The organism is Burkholderia cepacia (assembly GCF_001718835.1).
In the GTDB taxonomy this organism is placed as follows: Bacteria; Pseudomonadota; Gammaproteobacteria; order Burkholderiales; family Burkholderiaceae; genus Burkholderia; species Burkholderia cepacia_F.
Genome location: NZ_CP013443.1, coordinates 1,257,657 through 1,280,479 on the forward strand (window position 1 = coordinate 1,257,657; position 22,823 = coordinate 1,280,479).

Genomic DNA, 22,823 nt, shown 5'->3' on the forward strand with positions numbered 1-22,823 from the left:
TGCACGCGCCCGTCGTTCCGGAACATTCGAGTATCGAGGAGAACACCTGATGAAGTTGGATTGGCTTAAAGTGGCCGCGCATGCGGTGGTGGCGGCATCGGCCGTGGCGGCAGGCAGCACGTTTGCCGCGGATCTGAAAGAGATCCGTTTCGGCGTCGAAGCCTCGTACGCGCCGTTCGAATACAAGACGCCCGACGGCAAGCTGACCGGCTTCGACATCGACATCGGCAACGCAGTGTGCGCGAAGCTGAAGACGAAGTGCGTGTGGGTCGAGAACGACTTCGACGGCCTGATCCCGGCGCTGCAGGCGCGCAAGTTCGACGCGATCAACTCGGACATGACGATCACCGACCAGCGCAAGCATGCGATCGCGTTCACCGATCCGATCTACACGATCCCGAACCAGCTGATCGCGAAGCAGGGCAGCGGCCTGCTGCCGACCCCGCAATCGCTGAAGGGCAAGCGCGTCGGCGTGCTGCAGGGCACGATCCAGGAAGCGTACGCGAAGAAGAAGTGGGCGCCGGCGGGCGTTGAAGTCGTGCCGTACCAGACGCAGGATCTCGCCTACGCCGACCTGAAGTCGGGCCGTCTCGACGCGACGTTCCAGGACGCGGAAGCCGGTTCGAAGGGCTTCCTGACGAAGCCGCAAGGCCAGGGCTTCGCGTTCGCGGGCGGTACCGTGAGCGACGCCGAGATCCTCGGTTCGGGCGTCGGTTTCGGCCTGCGCAAGAACGACGCGGCGCTGAAGACCGCGCTCGATCAGGCGCTGAAGGACCTGAAGGCCGACGGCACGATCGACAACCTCGCGAAGAAGTACTTCAGCGTGCCCGTGACGCTCAAGTAAGCGCGCGGTCCGATCCGTCGCACAATGCAAGCCGGCCGCTGATGCGGCCGGTTTGCTTTTGGGGGAGGGGGGTTCGGTGGCGGCCCGCCGGGCCGCTCAGTGCTTGAAGAACCGCGCCAGTTCCCGTGCCATCTCGTTGAGCACGCCCATCTCCTGCTGCGTGATCTTGCGCGCGGGCTGCGCGCCGGCCCAGTCGCCGTACAGCAGCGCGACGGTCGTCGTGCCGACCCGCACGGGCAGCAGCACGAACGCGCGCGTGTCGTCGAATGCGTCGAGATACCACGCGGGCAGGCGCTTGAGCATCTTCGGCTCCTGCGCCTGCTCGATGAAGATGCCGACCGAGTTCGAGATCGCGAGATGAAACACGTCCGGCTCGAAGCGCTCGTCGAAGCGCAGCCGGTCGAGCATCGTATCGACGCCGGGGCCGAAGCCGAGGCGCGCGGCGAACATGCCGTCGTCGTGACGCACGAACATCACGGTGCGCGTGAACGCCAGGCCGGCCAGCAGGCTTTCCGACGCGAGCGCGAGTACCGGCGTCAGCACGTGCTCGGACGGCAGCGCGCGCAGGTCCGCGAGGCCGGCTTCGAGGCACGCCTCGGGCTCGGCCTGCGCGCGCGCGATCGCATCGGCGTTCGCGCGCAGCTCGACGATCTCGCGCATCATGGTGTCGCTCGCTTCCTCGCGCGCGAGCCGCTCGGCGATCTCGACGAGCGCGTCGGGTTCCATGCCGAGTTCCGTGCCGTAGTGCTGCGCGAGCGCCGCGATGCGCGCGTCGCGCTGCGGGCTCGCGGGCATCACGAGCGCGCCCGCGACGTCGGTCGAGCAGCGGCTCACCGCGCGCAGCCACGCGATTTCGCTGGCCGGGCTGTCGTCGTCGGCCGTGTCGCGCGCTTCGCCGTCGACTTCCACGAGGTCGTGGCCGTCGTCGTCGGTCATGCTCGCGCGGATCACGTCGGGCAGCCGCCAGCGCGCGGCCGCCTCGAGCCCGATCTCGTCGAAGCCGACGCCGAGCACGTCGATGCAGGCGGCCGCTTCGTCGCCGTTCAGTTCGGCCGCGCGGCGGCGGATCCGGTCCCATTCGCTGTCGAGATAGCAGACCACGAGCAGCTTGCCGACCTGGCGCATCAGCGTGCAGACGACGGCTTCCTCGCCCGCGCGCAGCTCGGCGCGTTCGGTAAGCTTGCGCGCGACGCAGCCGGACAGCAGCGCGCGGTTCAGTTCGAGCTTCGCGTCGATGCGTCGCGGCGTACTGTGGTGGAAATGGTCGACGAGCTTGAGCCCGACGACCAGGTGGCCGACGGCATCCATGCCGAGCACCATCAGTGCGCGGGTCACGGTCGTGATGTTGCCGCCGAACGCCATGTACATCGCGGAGTTCGCGAGCCGCAGCACTTTCTGCGTGAGGGCGAAGTCCGACAGCACGACGCGCACGAGCGCGGTGAAGTCGAGATCGTCGTTCTTCATCGCGGCCATCGTCGCGCGCAGCGATTCCGACAGCAGCGGGAAATCGCCCCGTTCGTTCATCCGGGCCCACAGCTTGTCGAGCAACGCGGTGCGGGGCAGGTGTTCGGTGATTGACATACATCTGTCCGGTTCGCCGCGCGTCAGGCGGCGGCGTGCAGGTGCAGCTGCTGGGCCTCGAAGCGCCGCGCAAGCTCCTCGGACGGCAGCGCCTGGCAGACGAGCCAGCCCTGGATATGGTTGCAGCCCATCTCCGTCAGCAGTTCGCGCTGCGCCTCGGTCTCGACGCCTTCCGCGACGAGCTCGAGATCGAGCGTCTGCGCGAGGCCGACCACGGCCGACACGATCGCGCGGTCGTTGCGCGAGGTCAGCAGGTTCTCGACGAAACTGCGATCGATCTTCAGCTTCGCGAGCGGGAAGCGCTGCAGATACGCGAGGCTCGAATAACCGGTACCGAAATCGTCGATCGCGAAGCGGATGCCGAGATCGGTCAGCTCCTCGAGCAGCCCCTTCGCCTGCGCGGGATCGTGCATCAGCAGGCTTTCGGTGATCTCGAGCACGATGCGGCGCGGGTCGATGCCCGTCAGCGCGATCGCCTCGCGCACGCTCTGCGTGAAGCGCGGGTCGCGGAACTGCTGCGGCGACACGTTGACCGCCACGTACTGCAGCGCGAGCCCCTGGCGATCCCACGCGACGAGCTGCATGCAAGCGGCCTTGAGCACCCAGTTGCCGAGGTAGTTGATCAGGCCGATCGATTCGGCGAGCGGAATGAAGGTCGCCGGCGGCACGAGGCCGTGCACCGGGTGGCGCCAGCGGATCAGCGCCTCGACGCCGACCACCGCGCCCGACTGGCTGCGCGTGATCGGCTGGAAATGGAGCGAAAACTCGCCGTTGCGCACGCCGTCGTACAGGTCGGCCTCGAGCTTCAGCCGTTCGGCGTCCGCCGGGTCATCGACGGGCGCGTGGAACGCGAGCGCGTTGCCGCCCGACGCCTTCGCCTGCGCGAGCGCGTGGTCGGCACGCCGCAGCAGCGGGCTGTGGTGCTGCGCGCGATGCGGTGCGGCGCGCTCGTCAGGGTAGAGCGCGATGCCGATGCTCGCGGACAGGTGCACGGTCTGCCCCTGGTACACGTAGGGCTGGCGCACCGCGGCCTGCAGCCGGCGTGCGAGTGCATCGGCGGCATTGCTCGCCTGCGTGCGGTCCGGCGCACTGAGCACGACCGCGAACTTGTCGCTCGCGACGCGCGCGAGCTGTTCGTTCGGCGTGACGAGTGCCTTCAGCCGCTGCGCGGTTTCGCGCAGCAGCGTGTCGCCCGCGTCGTAGCCGAGCGCGCGGTTGATCCGCTGGTAGTCGTCGAGGTCGAGCAGCAGCAGCGCCGCGCAGGTGCCGCCCTCGTCGGCGGCCTGCTGCGCGCGCATCAGTGCGGGCACGAGCGCGGACAGGTTGTCGAGGCCCGTCATCGGGTCGTGGTGCATCTCGTAGGTCAGGCGCGCCTCGAGCGCGCGCCACGACGACACGTCGAACGCCGCGATCGCGAACCCGTCGACCCCGTGGTGGCGGCTCTTGAACGCGCGGATCTCGACGTCCAGCGGGTAGGTCAGCGATTTCACGATGCACATCGTCGCCTTCTCGACCTGGCCGGAACGCGCGGCGCGCGCAAGCAGGCCTTCGAGCGCCGCGGTATCCTGTTCGGCGATCAGGTCGCGCAGCGTCAGCGTGTGCAGGTAGTCACGGTGGTAGCCGATGAAGCGCAGGCTTGCGTCCGACACGTACAGAAAGCGCAGTTCGCGGTCGACATGGGCGAGGAAATCCACCGTGCCAACCGTCTGTTCCAGCCAGTTGCGTACGGAGTCGTCGCGGCGCGGTGCGCCGGCGCGCGCGGGCATCAGCGCGCCGCCCGACCAGGCGAAGCGGCGCAGCGTATGCAAGGCGCTGCGCCAGGAGCCCTTGCGTGACGTCTGTTTCCTGTTGGCTTCCATGTTTCTCGCTGACGTGAAGGGCTGGAACCGGTTGTCCGCAACAAATAACGGCAAATCACGCGGAATCTTTAATTCATGCGCGGTCCGCATGGAAGCGGTTCCGCGCGACCGGATCAAGTGCAGATGTTCATCGGGCGAACATTTGCGAACACGTATCGAGGCTGACTTTATAAGAAATGAGGATGCAGATGAAGCGAAAACTGTTGCTGGGCGCCGCCGTGGCGGCGCTGGTGGCCGGTCATGCGCTGACGGCGCAGGCGGAACTGAAGCCGGGCGCCGCGGCCCCGGATTTCACGACGCAGGCGTCGCTGGGCGGCAAGACCTACACGTACGCGCTCGCGGACGCGCTGAAGCAGGGGCCGGTCGTGCTCTATTTCTACCCGGCCGCGTTCACGAAGGGCTGCACGATCGAGGCGCACGCGTTCGCGGACGCAGTCGACCGTTACAAGGCTTACGGTGCGACGGTGATCGGCGTATCGGCCGACAGGATCGACACGCTGACGAAGTTCTCGGTGAGCGAGTGCCGGAGCAAGTTCCCGGTCGCGGCCGATCCGGACGCGAAGATCATCCGGGAATACGACGCGAAACTGCCGGCAATCGACCGCGCGAACCGCGTGTCCTACGTGATTTCGCCGGAAGGGAAGATTCTCTACGAATACACGAGCATGTCGCCCGACAAGCACGTCGAGAACACGCTCGCCGCCGTGAAGGCGTGGGCGGACGCGCACCCGAAGAAGCAGTAACGACGGCGACGGCGGCCGCCGGGGCCGTGCCGACGGGCGTCACGCGCGCAGCGCCTGCTCGATCGGCACGCTGCCGCCGACGAAGCCGACGATCTTGCGCGAGATGCCGAGCTTGATCGCCTCGATCGCGGCCCACGCGACATCCTGGCGTGACACCGGCGGCGCCGTCGAACCACGCGTCGGTCAGCGCGATCTTGCCGACGCCCGGGTCGTCCGTGAGCGGGCCGGGGCGCAGGATCGCGTAGTCGACGCCCGACGCGATCACGCGATCGTCGCCTTCGCGCTTCATCTGCGAATAGTGGCGCAGCGCGTCCGGGCCGAGCTCGGGCCGGTACGCGGACAGCGAGCTGATCACCACGAGCTTCTGCGCGTTGTAGGCGAGCGCATATTCGGCCGCACGGGCGACCGCGTCGCGGTCGACCTGCTCCTCTTCGGCCGCGCCTTCCGATTCGGCCGAGCCGGCTGCATAGATCACGTGCGTGATGCCCTGGAATGCGTGCGAGAAATCGTTCGTCAGATCGGCCTCGACCACCCGCGCGCCCGCCAGCGCATAGCCGTGCCGGCGCACGAGCGCCGTGACCTCGAACTCCGGCTGCTTGAGCAGCAGATCCGCGCAGGCCTGGCCCGTTCGGCCGGTCGCGCCAATCAGCAGTACCTTCGTCGTCATGAAACCGCTCCTTGCTCGATGCGTCGTCCTCCCAGATAGGGACGGACGACCGATAACTCAAGTGTATGTCGAATTGGCCCGGCAGCGGGCGGGGAAATGGGGGCATACCGGCGTGGGCATACCGGCTTCTGCGGAAGCGACTCGCGAACCGGCTATCATGTGCGCGATGCATTGTTCGCCGCAACGCGACGACGCGTCGGCCCACCGGTTGGAGTACACATGGCATTACCCCTGGACAACGTCAGCATGGCCGTGTTCTGCGACTTCGAGAACGTCGCGCTCGGCGTGCGCGACGCGAAGTACGAGAAGTTCGACATCAAGCCCGTGCTGGAGCGCCTGCTGCTGAAGGGCAGCATCGTCGTGAAGAAGGCCTATTGCGACTGGGATCGCTACAAGGGCTTCAAGGCGTCGATGCACGAGGCGAGCTTCGAGCTGATCGAGATTCCGCACGTGCGCCAGTCGGGCAAGAATTCGGCCGACATCCGGCTCGTCGTGGACGCGCTCGACCTCTGCTACACGAAATCGCACGTCGATACGTTCGTGATCATCAGCGGCGACTCGGATTTTTCGCCGCTGGTGTCGAAGCTGCGCGAGAACGCGAAGAAGGTGATCGGCGTCGGCGTGAAGAAATCGACGTCGGACCTGCTGGTCGCGAACTGCGACGAATTCATCTTCTACGACGATCTGGTGCGCGAGCAGCAGCGCGCGCTCGCGAAGCGCGAACAGCAGCAGCGCGCCGGCAACGGCGGCGCGAAGCGGCCGGACGAGCCGTCCCGCAAGCCGGAGCTCGAAGCGCGCCGGACCGAGGCGATCGCGCTGGCCGTGGAGACGTTCGACGCGCTCGCGTCGGAGCGGGACGACGTCGGCAAGATCTGGGCGTCGGTGTTGAAGAGCGCGATCAAGCGTCGCAAGCCGGACTTCAACGAGTCGTACTACGGATTCCGCGCGTTCGGCAACCTGCTCGACGAGGCGCAGGCGCGCGGCCTGCTCGAAGTGGGGCGTGACGACAAGTCGGGCGCGTTCGTGTCGCGGGCACGCCAGTCGGCGGCCGCGGAGCCGGCGGCGCCCGTCGATGCGCCGGCGGCACAGGACGATGCACGGGCGGCCGAACCGGCGCGCGCCGAACGCGAGCGCCGCCACGGGCGGCACGGCGCGGCGCACGCGCAGGAAGCGGCGGCGCCGGTCGTGGCCGAAGCGGTCGAGCGCGACATGGCGGACGCCGCCGCGCCGGAAGCGGCGGGGCACGCGGACGCGGGCGGCCCGGCCGGTCCGGGCGAGGCGAACGACGAGAAGAAGGATGGCCGCAAGCGTGCGCGCAAGAGCGCGGCGAAGAAGACCGGCGCGAAGAAGGGCGACGCAAAGAAGGCTGACGCGAAGCCAGCCGACGTGCGGAACGGCGACGAGCAACACGGTGACGCGAAGCATGCCGACGCGAAGCACGGCGACGCGAAGCACGGCGACGGGAAGCATGCGGAGCGGACCCACGCGGATGCGCCGCAGGTCGAGATGAACTTCGTCGACAGCGCGCATGCCGACGCGACGTCGGCAGGCACGAAGGCGGCTGACGTCGCCGTCGTGGAGCCGCAACCCGAAGCGGCCGCGCCGGCCGAAGCGGTCGCCGAAGCCAAGCCGAAGAAACCGGCCCGCAAGGCGGCACCGCGCGCGCGGCGTCCGCGCAAGACCGCGCCGGCCGCCGAGTAAGCGCCGGCTGACGTGCGCCGCCGCGCACGCCGGATGCGGCGGCGCGGCCTAGCCGCCCAGCGAGTAAGGCTGCGTCATCACTTCGAGGAAGTGGCCGTCCGGATCGTCGAAATACACGCCGCAGCCGCCGTTGTGGCGGTAGATGTCATCGGGTTGCCGCTTCGCGGGATCGGCCCAGTGCGGCAGCCCGCGCTCGCGGATGCGCGTCAGCACGCGATCGAAGCCGGCTTCGTCGAGCAGGAACGCGTAGTGCTGACTCCTGATCGCGCCGTCCTGCTCGTAGAAATCGAGCGACACGCCGTTGTCGAGCGGCACGACCAGCATCGCGCCGAACGGCGTCGGCGGCGGCAGTTCCAGAAGCTCGGTGAGGAAGCGGCTCGACGCGTGCTTGTCGCGGCACCAGACGATCGTATGGTTGAGCTGGACGTTCATGGCGTGTCCCCGTGACACGCGCGCGCAAGCGCGCATGCCCACACGATAGTCGATGCTCGCCCGCGTGCAAGGCCGGGCGCCGTCAATTGCCCGCGACCGTCGCGCCGCCCGACGAACCCCGGCCGCGGCGCTTCTCGGCCCAGACGCGGAAACGGTCCATGTACAGGTAGACGACCGGCGTCGTATAGAGCGTCAGCACCTGCGACACGATCAGGCCGCCGGCGATCGCGATCCCGAGCGGCGCGCGCAGCTCGGCGCCGTCGCCGCTGCCGAACGCGAGCGGCAGCGCGCCGAACAGCGCGGCCATCGTCGTCATCATGATCGGGCGGAAGCGCAGCAGGCACGCCTCGTGGATCGCGTCGAGCGACGATTTGCCGTAGTTGCGCGTCTGGTCGATCGCGAAGTCGACCATCATGATCGCGTTCTTCTTCACGATACCGATCAGCAGGATCACGCCGATCAGCGCGATGATGCTGAACTCGGTCTTGAACAGCAGCAGCGCGAGCAGCGCACCGACGCCGGCCGACGGCAGCGTCGACAGGATCGTGATCGGGTGGATGTAGCTCTCGTACAGGATCCCGAGCACGATGTAGACGGCCAGCAGCGCCGCGAGGATCAGGATCGGCTGGTCGTTCAGCGACTGCTGGAACGCCTGCGCGGTGCCCTGGAAGCTGCCGACGATCGTCGGCGGCACGCCGACCTGCGCCATCGTCTGATAGATCACCTGCGTCGCCTGCGACAGCGATACGCCGGGCGGCAGGTTGAACGAGATCGTCGTCGCGACGAACAGCCCCTGGTGGTTGACCGACAGCGGTGTCGTGCTCGGCCCGAACGTCGCGATCGCCGACAGCGGGATCATCGTCGACTTCGACGTCGACACCGACGCCCCCGACGACGCGCTCGACTTGCCGCTCGCCGCGATCGCGTTGAGCGCCTGGTTGCGCGCGGAATCGGACGCGATCGCCGCCGCGCTCTGCGCGGCCGTGCCGGCGCTCGACGTGCCGGCCGACGTCGCGACGTAGGTGCCGGCAGCCGCGTTGGTGGTCTGCGAGCCGTTCGCGCTGCCGCCCGACGTGCTGACCCACACCTGGTTCAGCATCTCGGGGCTCTGCCAGTATTTCGGCGCGACTTCCATCACCACGTGGTACTGGTTCAGCGGGTTGTAGATCGTCGAGACCTGGCGCTGGCCGAATGCGTCGTACAGCGTATTGTCGATCTGCGCGGGCTTGATGCCGAAGCGCGCGGCCGTCGCGCGGTCGATCGTCACCATCGCCTCGAGGCCGCCTTGCTGCTGGTCCGAGTTCACGTCGGTCAGCTCGGGGCGCTTCTGCAGCGCCTCGGTCAGGATCGGCCCCCACTTGTACAGGTCGGCGCTCGAATCGCCGAGCAGCGTGAACTGGTACTGCGCGTTGCTCTGCCGGCCGCCGACGCGGATGTCCTGTGCCGCCTGCAGGAACGTGCGCGCGCCCGCGACGTTCGCCAGCGGCGGGCGCAGTTGCTGGATCACCTGGTCGGCCGACAGCTTGCGCTCGGTACGGTCCTTCAGCGTGACGAACATGAAGCCCGAGTTGGTCTGCGTGCCGCCGGTGAAGCCCGCGACGCTCTTCACGTTCGGGTTGGCCTGCACGATCCGCATCATCTCGGAGAACTTCAGCTTCATCGCCTGGAACGACGTCGACTGGTCGGCCTGGATGCCGCCGATCATCAGCCCGGTGTCCTGCTGCGGGAAGAAGCCCTTCGGCACGACGATGTACAGGTAGACGTTCAGCCCGATCGTCGCGACGAGCGTCAGCAGGATCAGCAGCGGCCGGCGCAGCGCCCACGACAGCGAGCGTTCGTAACCGCGCTGCATGCGGCTGAAACAGCGTTCCAGGAATCGCGCGAAGCGGCCTTCGCCCTGCGGTTCGTGCGACTCGGGCAGCAGGCGCGCGCACATCATCGGTGTCACGGTGAGCGATACCGCGAGCGATACCGCGATCGCGAGCGACAGCGTCAGCGCGAACTCGCGGAACAGGCGCCCGACGATGCCGCCCATCAGCAGGATCGGCAGGAACACCGCGACGAGCGAAATGCTCATCGACAGCACCGTGAAGCCGACCTCGCGCGCGCCGTCGAACGCGGCCTGCATCCGCGACTTGCCGTTCTCGATATGCCGCGAGATGTTCTCGAGCACGACGATCGCATCGTCGACGACGAAGCCGGTCGCGACGATCAGCGCCATCAGCGACAGGTTGTCGATCGAGAAGCCGAGCAGGTACATCGCGCCGAACGTGCCCACGATCGAGATCGGCACCGCGACGCTCGGGATCAGCGTCGCGCGCCAGTTGCGCAGGAACAGGAACACGACCATCACGACGAGGCTGACCGCGATCAGCAGCGTGTGCTCGGTGTCCTTCAGCGACGCGCGAATGGTGGTCGAGCGGTCGAGCACGGGCGTGACCGTGATGTCGGCCGGCAGCGATGCGGTGAGCTGCGGCAGCGCCGCGCGCACGCGGTCGATCGTATCGATGATGTTCGCGCCGGGCGAGCGGTAGAGGATCACGAGCACCGCGCGCTTGCCGTTCGACAGGCCGAGGTTGCGGAGATCCTCGACCGAATCGACGACGTCGGACAGGTCGGACAGCCGCACGGCCGCGCCGTTGCGATACGCGACGACGAGGTCGCGGTATTGCGACGCCTCGGACGCCTGGTCGTTCGTATAGAGCTGGTAGCGCTGCGGGCCGAACTCGATCGCGCCTTTCGGCGCGTTGGCGTTCGCGGAGGCGAGCGCCGCGCGCACGTCCTCGAGGCCGATCCCGTAGTGGAACAGCGCCTGCGGCTCGAGCTCGACGCGCACGGCCGGGTTCGCGGAGCCGCTCACCGACACCTGGCCGATCCCGTCGATCTGCGACAGCGACTGCTGCAGCACCGTCGACGCGGCGTCGTACAGCTTCGCGGGCGACGAGGTTTCCGACGTCAGCGACACGATCATGATCGGCGAGTCGGCCGGGTTGACCTTGCGGTAGGTCGGGTTGCTCTTCAGCGCGGCGGGCAGGTCGGCGCGCGCCGCGTTGATCGCGGCCTGCACGTCGCGGGCGGCGCCGTCGATGTCGCGGTTCAGCCCGAACTGCAGGATGATCCGGGCATTGCCGACCGTGCTCGTCGACGTCATTTCGGAGACGTCGGCGATCGAGCCGAGGTGCCGCTCCAGCGGGCTCGTCACGCTGGTCGCGACGGTCTCGGGGCTCGCGCCGGGCAGCGACGCCTGCACCGAGATGGTGGGGAAGTCGACCTGCGGCAGCGGCGACACCGGCAGCTTGACGAACGCGAACAGGCCCGCGAGCGCGACGCCGATCGCGAGCAGCGTCGTCGCGACGGGGCGGGTGATGAAGGGGCGCGACAGGTTCATCGGTCAGGCATCCGTGCGCGGGCCGGCGGCGGGGCCGTGGCGTTCGAACCAGCCGCGCACGCGGCGCGCGAGCGAGTCGAAGCCGAGGTAGATCACCGGTGTCGTGAACAGCGTCAGCACCTGCGACACGATCAGGCCGCCCGCGATCGCGACCCCGAGCGGCTGGCGCAGCTCGGAGCCCGCGCCGGCGCCGACGATCAGCGGCACCGCGCCGAGCAGCGCGGCGAGCGTCGTCATCAGGATCGGCCGGAAGCGCAGCAGGCACGCCTGGTAGATCGCCTCGCGCGGCGGCTTGCCTTCGACGCGCTCGGCCTCGAGCGCGAAGTCGATCATCATGATCGCGTTCTTCTTCACGATGCCGATCAGCAGCACGATGCCGATGATCCCGATGATGTCGAGGTCGTGCCCGGTGATCATCAGCGCGAGCAACGCGCCGACGCCGGCCGACGGCAGCGTCGACAGGATCGTGATCGGGTGGATGTAGCTCTCGTACAGCACGCCGAGCACGATGTACATCGTGACGACCGCCGCGAGGATCAGGAACAGCTGGTTCGACAGCGATGCCTGGAACGCAAGCGCCGCACCCTGGAAGCGCGTCTGGAACGACGCGGGCAGGTTGATGTCCTTCTCGGCCGCCTCGATCGCCTTGACCGCCTCTCCGAGCGACGCGCCCGCCGCGAGGTTGAACGAGACGGTGGTCGACGGGAACTGCGACAGGTGCGCGACCAGGAGCGGCGACGGCCGTTCGTGGAACGACGCGATCGACGACAGCGGTACCTGGCCGCCGCCCGCCGACGGCAGGTAGATGTCGTTCAGCGATTGCGCGTAGTGCTGCTCCTTCGGCTCGGACTCGAGAATCACGCGGTACTGGTTCGACTGCGTGAAGATCGTCGACACGATGCGCTGGCCGAATGCGTCGTACAGCGCATTGTCGACGGTCGCCGGCGTGATGCCGAAGCGCGCGGCGCTCGCGCGGTCGATCTCGATGTAGACGGACTGGCCGTTGCTCTGCAGGTCGGTCGCGACGTCGGCGAGCGACGGCTCCTGCTGCAGCCGCGCGACGAGCTTCGGCACCCAGGTCGCGAACTCTTCCGAGTTCGGGCTCGTCAGCATGAACTGGTACTGCGTCGGGCTGACGGTCGAGTCGATCGTCAGATCCTGCACCGGCTGCATGAAGAGCGAGATGCCCGGCACGTGCGACACGCGCTGGCGCAGGTCGCGGATGATTTCCGCCGCCGTCTCCTTGCGTTGGTCGCGCGCCTTCAGGTTGATCAGCATCCGGCCGCTGTTCAGCGTGATGTTGCTGCCGTCGACGCCGATGAACGACGTGAGGCTCACGACGTTCGGATCCTTCAGGATCTCGGCCGCGAGCGTCTGCTGCCGCTCGGCCATCGCGCCGTACGAGATCGACTGCGGCGCCTGCGTGATCGCCTGGATCACGCCGGTATCCTGCGCGGGGAAGAAGCCCTTCGGTATGTAGATGTACAGCAGGCCCGTCAGCGCGAGCGTCAGCAGCGCGACGACGAGCGTCGAGCGCTGGCGGTTCAGCACCCATTCGAGCGCGACCGCGTAGCGCGCGATCACCCAGTCGATCGCCTGGTGCACGCGCGCCTCGAAGCGATGGCTCTCGGGCGGTGGCGAATGGCGCAGCAGCTTCGCGCACATCATCGGCACGAGCGTGAGCGACACGATCGCCGAGATCACGATCGTCACCGCGAGCGTGATCGCGAATTCATGGAAGAGGCGCCCGACCACGTCGCCCATGAACAGCAGCGGGATCAGCACCGCGATCAGCGAGACCGTCAGCGAGATGATCGTGAAGCCGATCTGCTTCGAGCCCTTCAGCGCGGCATCGAGCCCCGATTCGCCTTCCTCGACGTAGCGCGCGATGTTCTCGATCATCACGATCGCGTCGTCGACGACGAAGCCGGTCGCGATCGTGAGCGCCATCAACGACAGGTTGTTCAGCGAGAAGCCGGCCATGTACATCACCGCGAGCGTGCCGATCAGCGACAGCGGCACCGACAGGCTCGGGATGATCGTCGCGTAGATGTTCGCGAGGAACAGGTACATCACCAGCACGACGAGCGCGACCGCGACCAGCAGTTCGAACTGCACGTCGCGCACGGCGGCGCGGATCATCGTCGTACGGTCGGTGACGATCTGCACGTCGAGCGCGGCCGGCAGCGTTTCCTGCAGCTTCGGCAGCTGCGCCTTGATCGCGTCGACCGTCTGGATCACGTTCGCGCCCGGCTGGCGCTGCACGTTCAGGATGATCGCGGGCTCCGAATTCACCCACGCGCCGAGCTTGGTGTTCTCCGAGCCGGCGACGACCGTCGCGACGTCGGTGAGCATCACCGGGCGGCCGCCCTTGTACGCGACGACCGCGCTGTTTTGTATTGATCGGCGCTCGTGAGCTGGTCGTTCGCGTTGATCGTGTACGCGCGCGTCGGGCCGTCGAAGTTGCCCTTCGGCGTGTTCACGTTCAGGTTCGAGATCGTCGTGCGCAGGTCGTCGAGGTTCATCCCGTACTGCGCGAGCGCGGTCGGGTTCGCCTGGATCCGCACGGCCGGCCGGTTGCCGCCCGACAGGCTGACGAGGCCGACGCCCGCGATCTGCGAGATCTTCATCGCGAGGCGCGTGTCGGCGAGGTCCTGCACCTGCGTGAGCGGCAGCGTCTTCGACGTGACGGCGAGCGTGATCACCGGCGCGTCGGCCGGGTTGACCTTCGCATAGATCGGCGGGGCAGGGAGGTCGGACGGCAGCAGGTTGCCGGCCGCGTTGATCGCGGCCTGCACTTCCTGTTCGGCGATGTCGAGCGGCAGGTCGAGCGAGAACTGCAGCGTGATCACGGACGAGCCGGCCGAACTCTGCGACGACATCTGGTTCAGCGACGGCATCTGCCCGAACTGCCGTTCGAGCGGCGCAGTGACCGACGAGGTCATCACTTCCGGGCTCGCGCCCGGATAGAAGGTCTGGACCTGGATCGTCGGATAGTCGACTTCCGGCAGCGCGGCGAGCGGCAGGAAGCGCAGTGCGACGAGACCGGCCAGCATGATCGCCGCCATCAGGAGGGCGGTGCCGACCGGCCGGAGAATGAAAAGGCGGGATGGATTCATCGAGCGGCCCGCGCGTTACCGTGCCGGCGCCTGCGATGCGCCGCCGCGATGCTGGCCGCGGTGTCCGCCCGTCGTGCCGGATGCGCCGGCGGCCGCGCTCGCGCCGTGCGCGCCGGATGTTCCCGACGCGCCTTTCGGCTTGTCGGCCGGGATCGAGATCTTCGCGCCTTCGCGCAGGCGGTCGGAGCCGTCGGTCACCACGCGCTCGCCGAGCGACACGCCGCTGACGATGCTCGTGCGTTCGCCGTCGACCGGGCCGATCGTGACCTTGCGCACCGTCACCGTGTTGTCGGGCTTCACGACGTAGACGAACTGGCCGATCGAGCCGGTCAGGACCGCGGAGGTCGGTACGATGATCGCGTTGCGCATCACGTCGACGAGCAGGCGCGTGTTCACGAACTGATTCGGGAACAGCATGCCTTCCTTGTTATCGAAATTCGCGCGCAGCTTGACCGTGCCCGTGCTCGTGTCGATCTGGTTGTCGAGCGTCGCGAGCGAGCCCGTCTCGAGCGGCACCGTGTTGTTGCGGTTGTACGCGGTGACCGACAGCTTCTGGCCCGCGTTCACCTGCTTGAGGATCTGCGGCAGGTTGTCTTCCGACGTCGTGAAGATCACGCTCATCGGCTGCAACTGCGTGATCACGACGATGCCGTTGGTATCGCCCGGCGTCACGTAGTTGCCGGGGTCGACCTGGCGCAGGCCGACGCGGCCCGACACCGGCGCGGTGATGCGCGCATACGTGAGGTTCAGCTTCGCGGAATCGATCGCGGCCTGGTCGGTTTTCACCGCGCCTTCGTATTGCTTGACGAGTGAAGCCTGCGTATCGACCGTCTGCGACGCGATCGAATCCTGCGACAGCAGCGTCTGGTAGCGCTTCAGGTCGAGGCGGGCCGTCGCGAGCAGCGCCGAGTCGCGCGCGTGCGTGCCTTCGGCGTTCTCGAGCGACACCTGGTACGGGCGAGGGTCGATCTGCGCGAGCACGTCGCCTTTCCTGACGATCTGGCCTTCCTGGAACGAGACCGACTGCAGGTAGCCCGACAGCTGCGTCTTGACCGTCACGTTCGCGAGCGGCGTGACGGTGCCGAGCGCGGACAGCACGATCGGCATTTCGCCCTGCGTCGCGGTCGCGACCTGCACGGGCTGCGGAATGTTCGCCATCGCGGCGGGGCCGCCTCGGCCGTGGCGGCCGCTGCCCGCGCTCGCGCCCGTGCCGGACTTGCCGGCGGGGTCGCCGCTCCACGGGTGCCACCACAGCAGGCCGCCGATGACGGCGACCGCGAGCGCCCCGGCCATCAGCGTGCGGCGCGGGCGCCGTGCGGCGGAGGAGGCGGGCGCAGGGTCGTGCGCGGGGGGCGTGGGCTTTTGTTGGTTGTCCATCGGTTCGGTCTGAAAGACGGCGTGCCGCGAGGCGGGCAGCGCATGTGCATGCGGCGTCAGGGGGAGCCGGCCGGGCTCCGTCCTGCGCGGGAAAAGAGCGGTGCGCACCGCGAAGGCGGCGCGACGATGGGCATGATCCTACGTCCCGTCCCCGTTACAGTCCAGTGGTCTATCTTTCAACGGGTTACGGTCGTTACAGACGGCGACGGACGGCGCTCGCGCGCATGACGTGCACGCGGCATGCACGTCAAGCGACGCGGCGCCGGGCCGGTGCGCCGCCGATCTCGCGGGTGATTTTCGCGATGCATTCGTGCAGCGCGGGCACCACGTGTTCGTGCAGCCATTCGGGCGGGCACTGGTGCGACGCGCCGCCGCAATTCACCGAATAGCGCTGGCCCGACGGGCCGACGAAACCGGCCGCGACGGCATTCAGGCCCTCGCGCCATTCGCCGATCGCGATCGCGTGGCCGTCGCGCATGGCGTCGTCGAGCGCGGGGGTCAGGCGCGCGGACACGTGCGGCCAGTCGTCGCCCGCCGCTGCCCGCAGCGCGTCGATCAGCCCGCGGCGTTCGTCGTCCTCGAGTGCGGCGAGATACGCACGGCCTACCGCGGTGCGCGCGATGTCCATCCGCGAGCCGATCTCGAGGCGCGTGACGAGCACGGCCGAGCGCGGCCGGATCACGTCGATCGCGACCATGTCGAGCCGGTCGCGCACCGCGAGGTGCACGGACAGCGACGTGCGTTCGGCCAGCTCGATCATGAACGGCCGCGAACGCGCGCGGATGTCGAAGTTGCGCAGGAAGCCGTGGCTCAGTTCGAGCACCGACGCGGTGAGCACGAAGCGCTCGCTGTCGGGCAACTGGAACAGGAAGCCGGCGCTGACGAGCGTCGCGGTGATGCGCGAGACGGTCGGCTTCGGGATGCCGGTCAGTTCGGTCAGCTCGCGGTTGCTGACGGGCGCGTCGGCTGCCGCGATGCGACGCAGCACGGCGAGGCCGCGGGCGAGGGCGGTGATCTCGTCGGGCGAGGATTCGCGTTCGCGGGAAGCAGGAGGATTCACGGGTGTCGACACGAGGGATTCTCTCTATTTCCGAAACTCGATTTCAATTTTGTTGGTATTGTAGGACTATTGTCAAAGGATGCATGTTCCGTAGGTGAACCGGTCATTGGATGAGATTTTACGGGTTCACCCTTGGTTTATTAGGAAAACTCCTGATCCTGTATCGCGAAAAACCGCATCGTTGGATGCAAATACCGCTTGACTTGTCGGGCGGAAACGGAAAGAATGTCTCACGTTTTCGAAACATCGTTTCAAGAGTTTAACCGGCAACGATGTTTCGCGCAGTCTCTCAGGTTCTAGCACGGCCCTCGGAATGGCTAGAACTTTTTTAGCGCCACGGTCTCCGTGGCGCTTTTTTTTTGTGCGCCCGGCAGGGCGCACTCACTTTCGACCGGCTCGATGGCAGTCACGTCGCTCGCCGGCAGAATGCCGCGCGATATCTCATTTCCGCGCCTTCCGCTTGGTGGCGGGACTCTTCCAGCTTTCGTCATCAAGCAGGCGAGCAAAAAGTCGACCCTGCATGGCGCCGCTCAGCGGCGTCAAGCCAAGCAGCACGTTGAACGCAATGCCACTTGCCGCGAAATACCGTAGCAGCGAAAGCTCGATGTCGTCCGATTCTTTCTCCAATGTCTTCAGCTTGTCGGCAGTGGCCGCTTTCCTGTCTTCCAGCAAGTCCGGACTTTCGATGATCGCCGCCAGCACAGCTCGTGCAACCGAATTCGGCTGGTTGATGGCCTCGCGATAGATGGCGATCTGTGAAGAAAGCGTCGGTTCGGCCTTCGACGCGCCCTCGTTGGCGAGGTAAGCGTGTGCGATCTCCTCGAATCGCTGCTGCTGGAACTCGAGCAATGCCTTGAGCACGCCTTGTTTGGTGCGGAATTGGTGCAGCAGGCCGCCCTTGCTGATGCCGCTTTCGCGTGACAGCGAGTCGAATGTCAGGCCGCCGACACCGTCGCGGGCAAGGATGCCGAGTGCGGCGTCAATCGCCTTCTTGCGGGAAATCTCTGAACGGGTCTGGTTGTCCATGTACTGATCGTGATGGCGTCGCGGTCTGGCCTAGACGCGCCGTGACGGTGGCAGGAGGGCGGGGCGAGCCCACCGGCGAGGCCGCGGGCTGCAGACCGCGGATTGTACCTTGCCGGTCATCTGATAAAAACAAACCGGGTAGACGGTTTACATATGAGAGGTGCAGTGCTACGCTTCGGCCACGTCAAATCTTTCGACATTTCACGACTGGTGACGCCAGGCGCCTTCTCAAGGAACCAGACATGTTCAGCACCCGATTCATTCCTTTTCTCGTATCGAGCGCCACGGCGCTCGCGTTGACGGCGTGCGCCGGCGTGCAGCCCGTTGCGTATTCCGGTCTTGCGTCGTCCTCGCAACTCACGCAGAACCGGACCAGCGATGCTGCACAGGTGCCGTACCGGTACGCGGCGCAGGTGGACTGGTCGAAATATCGGCAGGTCATTGTCGATCCGGTCGACATCTACACTGGCCGGGACAATCAGTTCGGCGACTTGAAAGCGGAGGACAAGGCCGCGCTTGCGGACTACATGCGCAAGACGTTCACTGAAAAGCTCGCAACGCGCTTTCAGATTGCACCGCAACCGTCGCCTGCTGCGCTGCGCGTCCGACTCACCCTCACCGGCGCGGAAAAGACGACGGCAGTGGTCGGGCAAGCAATGCACTTCGACATCGCCGGCAATCTCTATAACGGCGTGCAGGCAATTCGAGGGGGGAAGGGGGCGTTCAGCGGCTCGGTTTCATATGCAGTCGAGGTGTACGACAGCTCGAACGGCCGGCTTCTGACTGCATACGTGACGAAGCAATACCCGAACGCGATGAACCTGCCTGCCGCATTCGGCTCGCTAAGCGCGGCCAGGACTGGAATCGACAAGGGCGCGGATGCCCTCGTCAGTCAGTTGCAGTGACCGCCTGAGGCGTAACTTGCTCGGTGCATCAACGCACGGGGCTGCGACGCATGTCATGCAACAGACGATTCGTCATTCAGCAGGATCGTCAAGCCGGTCGCAACCGTCAACTGCCGTGGAGCCGGAAACATGCGGGAAATTGCACATCTTGTTCTGAACACGCCGCCCCCGCTCATGGTTTCGATCGTGTTCGCCGTTGCCTATCTGGTGATCGGGATTCCCGCTCACATCATCCGGGGTGCAATTGCACGGGATGTGTTCGGCACCATGGCCGGCGTGTTTGCTGCGCTCTTCTATCTGACCATCGTGCTGGGGTTCCAGGCCGATATTCGAGACTTGTCCCAATGAATTCGCGAGCTACTTCGACAAATGCATGCAAGCGATGGGAATTGCGCGTTCGGAATGGTGCCGATCACGGTGCCGTTATTTTGCGACGTGCGGTCATGACGCCACGCATCGCGGGGGGCGTGGCGGCATGACGAGCGGCATCTTGCGCCGGCTGAGGCAGCATTTGATTCGTGCCGTCAGGGTCGGGAAAGGCATTCGCGACCTCGTCACCGGGAAACTGTAGTGTGGCGCGCGTGCGGGTTGCTGGCCGCATGCTGTGCTCCGCTTGCAGCGCTGCTCGTATTCCTGATGACCGAAACAGGGACGCCGTCGGAAGCGGATGTGACAGTCAGTTTCGCCAGTGCCGAGGGGCTCGTGCCCGGCAAGACCCTCGTGCGCTACCGGGGCGTCGAAATCGGCAGACTGACTGCTCTGAACATGTCGACCGACCGGACGCGAGTGCTCGCCACCGTCCTGCTCGACATCGCTGCGGCTCGCTTCACGACTTGCGACGCGCGCTTCTGGATCGTTCGCCCGAGCGTTGAACTGACCGGCATGTCACGTCTCGACACCGCATTCTCCGGTTCGTATATCGGCGTCGACATAGGGCGCGCGTCCCGGCAATGTCGCGTCTTTGACGGACATGAGACAGCACCCGTCGTACCGTATGGCTCCAGTGGGACGCGATTCGTTCTTCACGCTGCTTCAATGGGATCGTTGGCCGCGGGATCGCCTGTCTACTTCAAGCAGATGCGAGTCGGGAGCGTGCTCGACGCCTCGCTGTCTGCACGAGGAGACGGCGTAGACCTCAGTGCCTGGATCGGCTCGCCGTTTGACCGCTATGTCACGGCGAACACGCGTTGGTGGCATGCGAGCGGCATCGACGCACGGCTCGGTTCCGGCGGCATCAGGATGGACATCGCGTCGCCGTCGGCAGTCTGGTCGGGCGGTATTGCGTTCGAGACTCCGGTTCCGTCAGGCGAGCTGTCCCACAGGTTGCCGGACCGCGAACCGTTCACGCTGTTCGCTACCCGAGCCGATGCCCTTCGCCGAGCAGATGATGGCCCCGCCGCATCGGTTCGCATGCGGTTTGCGGCGTCGGCTCAAGGTTTGTCCGTCGGCGCCCCCGTCGATTTTCATGGCGTTGAAATTGGCGAGGTCACTGCGGTCGCGGTCGAATTAGATAGGGCTCTTCAGCGCACCGACATGATCGTTACGCTCGATCTGTACCCTGCACGACTGGGCGAAACCTACCGGCGTGCATTGGGTGGCGGTGACAGTGCGGCGGGCCGGAATCTGTTGCACCAACTGGTTGCACAAGGGTTGCGCGGCCAATTGCGCATCGGAAACCAGCTGACCGCGCAGCGCTACATCGCACTCGAATTCTTTCCGCACGCGGCGCCGGCCAATGTCGACACCAGCCATGTCCTGGTCGAACTGCCCACCGTACCGAATGCACTGGAGACATTGCGGGAGCAGGTTGTCGACATCGGCGACAGGATCGGCCGCATCCCGCTTGCCGAGATCGGGCGTCGTGTCGACGAGACATCGCGGTCGGCCGACTCTTTTTTTCGGCAGGTCAATGACGAGTTGGCGCCGGCGCTCAAAAAAGGCGCGATGCCCGCCAAGGCATCGCGCGAAGGACGGCGTGGAGCCGACGAATGAACGTGATGAAGCAGGAGTCCGTGAGCGTCAAGACCGGCCGTTCCGGTCCTGACGCGGCGCTCAGGCCTTCGCGAGCTTGATGCTGGTCTGCTCGGCCGTCAGGTAACCGACGCTCGCGCCGAAGCGGTCCTTGAAGTTCGCGCGCACGAGCGGGTCGAGCGTCGGCTTGACCTTGTCGTGCAGCGGCGATTCCCAGTCGCCCGCGTGCTGGAAGTTGCTCATGATGTACGTCCAGCCGTTGATCTCGTCGACCGCGTGCAGGCCCGTCGATTCCGCGCCGGCCGGGCACGACAGCACGCGCGCGAGCGATTTCGTGTCGACGTTGTAGGCCCACAGGAAGTTGTTCACGTGCATGCCCGAGTCTTCGCCGATGAAGAGCGTGCGCAGCTTTTCGGAGAACTTCAGGTTGTCCGGGTTCGCGATCTTGTCCGGGTTCGCGAGGTTGCCGAGCCCGTCGGCCGCGGCGAGATCCTCGCCGACGAGCGCCGCCGGCGCGCCCATGTCGACCGGCACCCATTCGCTGTCGATCGCGCTGCCCGTCGTGTCGCGCTGGCTGCCCTTCAGGTTCAGCGCATAGACGGCGCCCGCGGCGATCTTCTTGTCGACCGCGACGTCGCGCGACACCGCATTGCCCTTGACCATCGACGTCTCGATCCGCGACATCGCCGTGTAGACGATCTTGTCCTTCGCGTTCACGGTCGTGCCTTCGAGCTTCGTGAAGCCCATGCTGCCGCCGAGCAGCGCCGCATAGCGGTGCGTCTCGAGGAACGCGGCCGCCTTTTCCATCCCCGGCTTCACGCGCATCCAGTTGAACTTGCCGCCGAAGTGGATCTTCGTGTAGCTCGCATCGTTCGGGTCGGTGGTCGCCAGGTCCATGATGTCCGACGCCTTCAACGTGTTCGCGAGCGCTTCGATCTCGCTGCTCGTCGCATGGCCGATCCTGATCCACGTGAGCGTCGCGGTGCCGGCGCCGGCCGACGACGTCTGCGTCCACTTCGCGACGTACAGCGTGCCGGCCGACAGGTCGGCGGCCTTGTCGGCGACGAACATGAACAGGCCGCCGTTGGTCGCGTCGTCGCCCATCATCACGGTGCGCTGGTCCGGCATCACCTGGATCAGCTCGTGCGAGATGCGGCCGAGGCAATAGTGCTTCTTCACCGTGCCCGTGCCGTCAGGATTCACGGTGATCTCGGGCAGGTGGCCGTAGTGGTAGGGGTTCGCCTTCGTCTCGTCGCCGAACGTGTTCTTGCTGAACGCCTTGAACTGCGCGTCGGTCGCGACCCTGGTCGCGTCCGGCTCGTACTCCTCGCTCGACAGGTGCGTGCCCCACGGCGACAGGCTCGCGCCGCACGTGATCCACAGGCCGTGCGCCTTCGACGTGTCGACGTTGTGGTACTTGACGACCTTCAGCGCGCCGCTGGCCGGATCCTGGTCGAGCGTCAGCACCGCGATCGGCGACGGCAGCTGGCCGTACTGCGATGCGCTCGCCTGATCGCGCGTCGTGTATTCGAATTGCACGACGGCGAACACCGTGTTGCCTTTCACGCCGGGCACGTTCGCGTTCTTCAGCGTCAGCAGCGAGCTGCCGTCCGGGCAGTCGGAGTAGAACTGGCGCTCCTTGCCGGCAACCGAGCGGTCGATGATCGGCTGGTTGTTGATGTCGTAGTAGCCGCCCGCGAGCGTCGTGCCGCCCTTGCCGTCCGGCACCATGTCGCCCGTCACGAAGAACGGCCGGTACGCCAGCTTGAAGTTGCGCGCCGAGCCGTCCGAGAACGCCACCGACAGCGTCGAGCCGACCGTCGTCGTGGCCATCGCGGCCGCGTTGTCGAGCGTGGGCGCCGCCATCGATGCGAAGCTCGCCGCGGCGAATGCCGCGGCGGCCGGTGTCGCGGCCGGATTGTCGTCGCCGCCGCAACCCGTCAGCAGGGCCGGCAGTGCGAGACCGGAAAGGGGAAGCATCGGCGCGCCGGCGAGGATCTTCAGGGCCTGACGACGGGAAGCATTGGGCAACGCGGGCATGTGGAGTCCAGTTTCAGTTGTTGGAAGCGTCGTCGCCTTCGCGTGGCTTGCGATCGCAAGCTGTACGAAGGCAAATTGAAAACTGGACGGAAGTGTAAGGACGCTCGATG

At 66.6% G+C, this 22,823-nt stretch carries 14 protein-coding genes and 2 pseudogenes; 6 read left to right on the forward strand and 10 right to left on the reverse strand.

All coding sequences use genetic code 11. The features are described 5' to 3' along the window. Positions 1 to 49 precede the first annotated feature (49 nt). A complete protein-coding gene (locus WT26_RS09250) occupies positions 50 to 844 on the forward strand; it encodes an ABC transporter substrate-binding protein (protein WP_059527482.1) in 795 nt (264 codons plus the stop codon). A 96-nt stretch (positions 845 to 940) separates the two neighbouring features. Here the strand turns inward: WT26_RS09250 and WT26_RS09255 are convergent, their stop codons facing one another. Together WT26_RS09255 and cdpA are read right to left on the reverse strand one after the other, a co-directional pair. After that, positions 941 to 2,425, reverse strand: coding sequence for an HDOD domain-containing protein (locus tag WT26_RS09255; protein WP_069272681.1), 1,485 nt, complete (start codon positions 2,423 to 2,425; stop codon positions 941 to 943). Between the two features lie 23 nt (positions 2,426 to 2,448). Next, positions 2,449 to 4,191 (reverse strand): cyclic di-GMP phosphodiesterase CdpA, encoded by a 1,743-nt coding sequence (cdpA, locus tag WT26_RS09260; RefSeq protein WP_196485520.1) that lies wholly within the window; start codon positions 4,189 to 4,191, stop codon positions 2,449 to 2,451. 281 nt (positions 4,192 to 4,472) lie between these two features. Between cdpA and WT26_RS09265 the strand changes: the two genes are divergently transcribed. Continuing rightward, positions 4,473 to 5,027: a peroxiredoxin gene (locus tag WT26_RS09265; RefSeq protein WP_069273721.1), complete on the forward strand. Its 555-nt coding sequence runs from the start codon at positions 4,473 to 4,475 to the stop codon at positions 5,025 to 5,027. A gap of 39 nt (positions 5,028 to 5,066) precedes the next feature. On the opposite strand, the pseudogene WT26_RS09270 reads toward WT26_RS09265, so the two are convergent. After that, positions 5,067 to 5,694: pseudogene (locus tag WT26_RS09270) on the reverse strand (NAD(P)H-binding protein). Positions 5,695 to 5,913: 219 nt separating this feature from the next. Here WT26_RS09270 and WT26_RS09275 point away from each other — a divergent pair. Further along, positions 5,914 to 7,395 (forward strand): NYN domain-containing protein, encoded by a 1,482-nt coding sequence (locus WT26_RS09275; protein WP_069272682.1) that lies wholly within the window; start codon positions 5,914 to 5,916, stop codon positions 7,393 to 7,395. Positions 7,396 to 7,443: 48 nt separating this feature from the next. Here WT26_RS09275 and WT26_RS09280 read toward each other — a convergent pair whose 3' ends face one another. The 6 genes and pseudogenes from WT26_RS09280 to WT26_RS09305 form a co-directional block, all read right to left on the reverse strand. Next, positions 7,444 to 7,827, reverse strand: coding sequence for a VOC family protein (locus WT26_RS09280; protein ID WP_069272683.1), 384 nt, complete (start codon positions 7,825 to 7,827; stop codon positions 7,444 to 7,446). Positions 7,828 to 7,909: 82 nt separating this feature from the next. After that, complete coding sequence (locus tag WT26_RS09285; protein ID WP_069272684.1) at positions 7,910 to 11,215, reverse strand: efflux RND transporter permease subunit; 3,306 nt, start codon at positions 11,213 to 11,215, stop codon at positions 7,910 to 7,912. A 3-nt stretch (positions 11,216 to 11,218) separates the two neighbouring features. Then, positions 11,219 to 14,334 (reverse strand): annotated as a pseudogene (locus WT26_RS09290) (MdtB/MuxB family multidrug efflux RND transporter permease subunit). A 15-nt stretch (positions 14,335 to 14,349) separates the two neighbouring features. Beyond that, the gene (locus WT26_RS09295; RefSeq protein WP_069272685.1) at positions 14,350 to 15,711 is read right to left on the reverse strand and encodes an MdtA/MuxA family multidrug efflux RND transporter periplasmic adaptor subunit; all 1,362 of its coding nucleotides are present in this window, start codon (positions 15,709 to 15,711) and stop codon (positions 14,350 to 14,352) included. A 247-nt stretch (positions 15,712 to 15,958) separates the two neighbouring features. Next, entirely contained in the window at positions 15,959 to 16,783 is an 825-nt protein-coding gene (locus WT26_RS09300; protein ID WP_069272686.1) for an IclR family transcriptional regulator, read from the reverse strand. A 429-nt stretch (positions 16,784 to 17,212) separates the two neighbouring features. Further along, positions 17,213 to 17,797, reverse strand: coding sequence for a TetR/AcrR family transcriptional regulator (locus WT26_RS09305; protein WP_060088455.1), 585 nt, complete (start codon positions 17,795 to 17,797; stop codon positions 17,213 to 17,215). 242 nt (positions 17,798 to 18,039) lie between these two features. On the opposite strand from WT26_RS09305, the gene WT26_RS09310 reads away from it, so the two are divergent. The 3 genes from WT26_RS09310 to WT26_RS09320 all read left to right on the forward strand — a co-directional run bounded on the left by WT26_RS09310 (position 18,040) and on the right by WT26_RS09320 (position 20,694). Continuing rightward, the gene (locus tag WT26_RS09310) at positions 18,040 to 18,702 is read left to right on the forward strand and encodes a DUF3313 domain-containing protein (RefSeq protein WP_069270022.1); all 663 of its coding nucleotides are present in this window, start codon (positions 18,040 to 18,042) and stop codon (positions 18,700 to 18,702) included. 129 nt (positions 18,703 to 18,831) lie between these two features. After that, positions 18,832 to 19,050 (forward strand): hypothetical protein, encoded by a 219-nt coding sequence (locus tag WT26_RS09315; RefSeq protein ID WP_059624746.1) that lies wholly within the window; start codon positions 18,832 to 18,834, stop codon positions 19,048 to 19,050. A 288-nt stretch (positions 19,051 to 19,338) separates the two neighbouring features. After that, positions 19,339 to 20,694 (forward strand): intermembrane transport protein PqiB, encoded by a 1,356-nt coding sequence (locus tag WT26_RS09320; protein WP_080485692.1) that lies wholly within the window; start codon positions 19,339 to 19,341, stop codon positions 20,692 to 20,694. 60 nt (positions 20,695 to 20,754) lie between these two features. Here the strand turns inward: WT26_RS09320 and WT26_RS09325 are convergent, their stop codons facing one another. Then, on the reverse strand, positions 20,755 to 22,713 hold the full coding sequence (locus WT26_RS09325; RefSeq protein WP_069272687.1) for a PhoX family protein: 1,959 nt from the start codon (positions 22,711 to 22,713) through the stop codon (positions 20,755 to 20,757). Between the last annotated feature and the right edge of the window lie 110 nt (positions 22,714 to 22,823).

Coding starts and splice junctions, on each gene's coding strand:
- WT26_RS09250 (WP_059527482.1), top strand. CDS start 50: ATGAAGTTGGATTGGCTTAAAGTGGCCGCGCATGCGGTGGTGGCGGCA.
- WT26_RS09325 (WP_069272687.1), bottom strand. CDS start 22,713: ATGCCCGCGTTGCCCAATGCTTCCCGTCGTCAGGCCCTGAAGATCCTC.
- WT26_RS09315 (WP_059624746.1), top strand. CDS start 18,832: ATGCGGGAAATTGCACATCTTGTTCTGAACACGCCGCCCCCGCTCATG.
- WT26_RS09255 (WP_069272681.1), bottom strand. CDS start 2,425: ATGTCAATCACCGAACACCTGCCCCGCACCGCGTTGCTCGACAAGCTG.
- WT26_RS09310 (WP_069270022.1), top strand. CDS start 18,040: ATGTTCAGCACCCGATTCATTCCTTTTCTCGTATCGAGCGCCACGGCG.
- WT26_RS09285 (WP_069272684.1), bottom strand. CDS start 11,215: ATGAACCTGTCGCGCCCCTTCATCACCCGCCCCGTCGCGACGACGCTG.
- WT26_RS09320 (WP_080485692.1), top strand. CDS start 19,339: ATGACCGAAACAGGGACGCCGTCGGAAGCGGATGTGACAGTCAGTTTC.
- WT26_RS09275 (WP_069272682.1), top strand. CDS start 5,914: ATGGCATTACCCCTGGACAACGTCAGCATGGCCGTGTTCTGCGACTTC.
- WT26_RS09280 (WP_069272683.1), bottom strand. CDS start 7,827: ATGAACGTCCAGCTCAACCATACGATCGTCTGGTGCCGCGACAAGCAC.
- WT26_RS09265 (WP_069273721.1), top strand. CDS start 4,473: ATGAAGCGAAAACTGTTGCTGGGCGCCGCCGTGGCGGCGCTGGTGGCC.
- cdpA (WP_196485520.1), bottom strand. CDS start 4,191: ATGCCCGCGCGCGCCGGCGCACCGCGCCGCGACGACTCCGTACGCAAC.
- WT26_RS09295 (WP_069272685.1), bottom strand. CDS start 15,711: ATGGACAACCAACAAAAGCCCACGCCCCCCGCGCACGACCCTGCGCCC.
- WT26_RS09305 (WP_060088455.1), bottom strand. CDS start 17,797: ATGGACAACCAGACCCGTTCAGAGATTTCCCGCAAGAAGGCGATTGAC.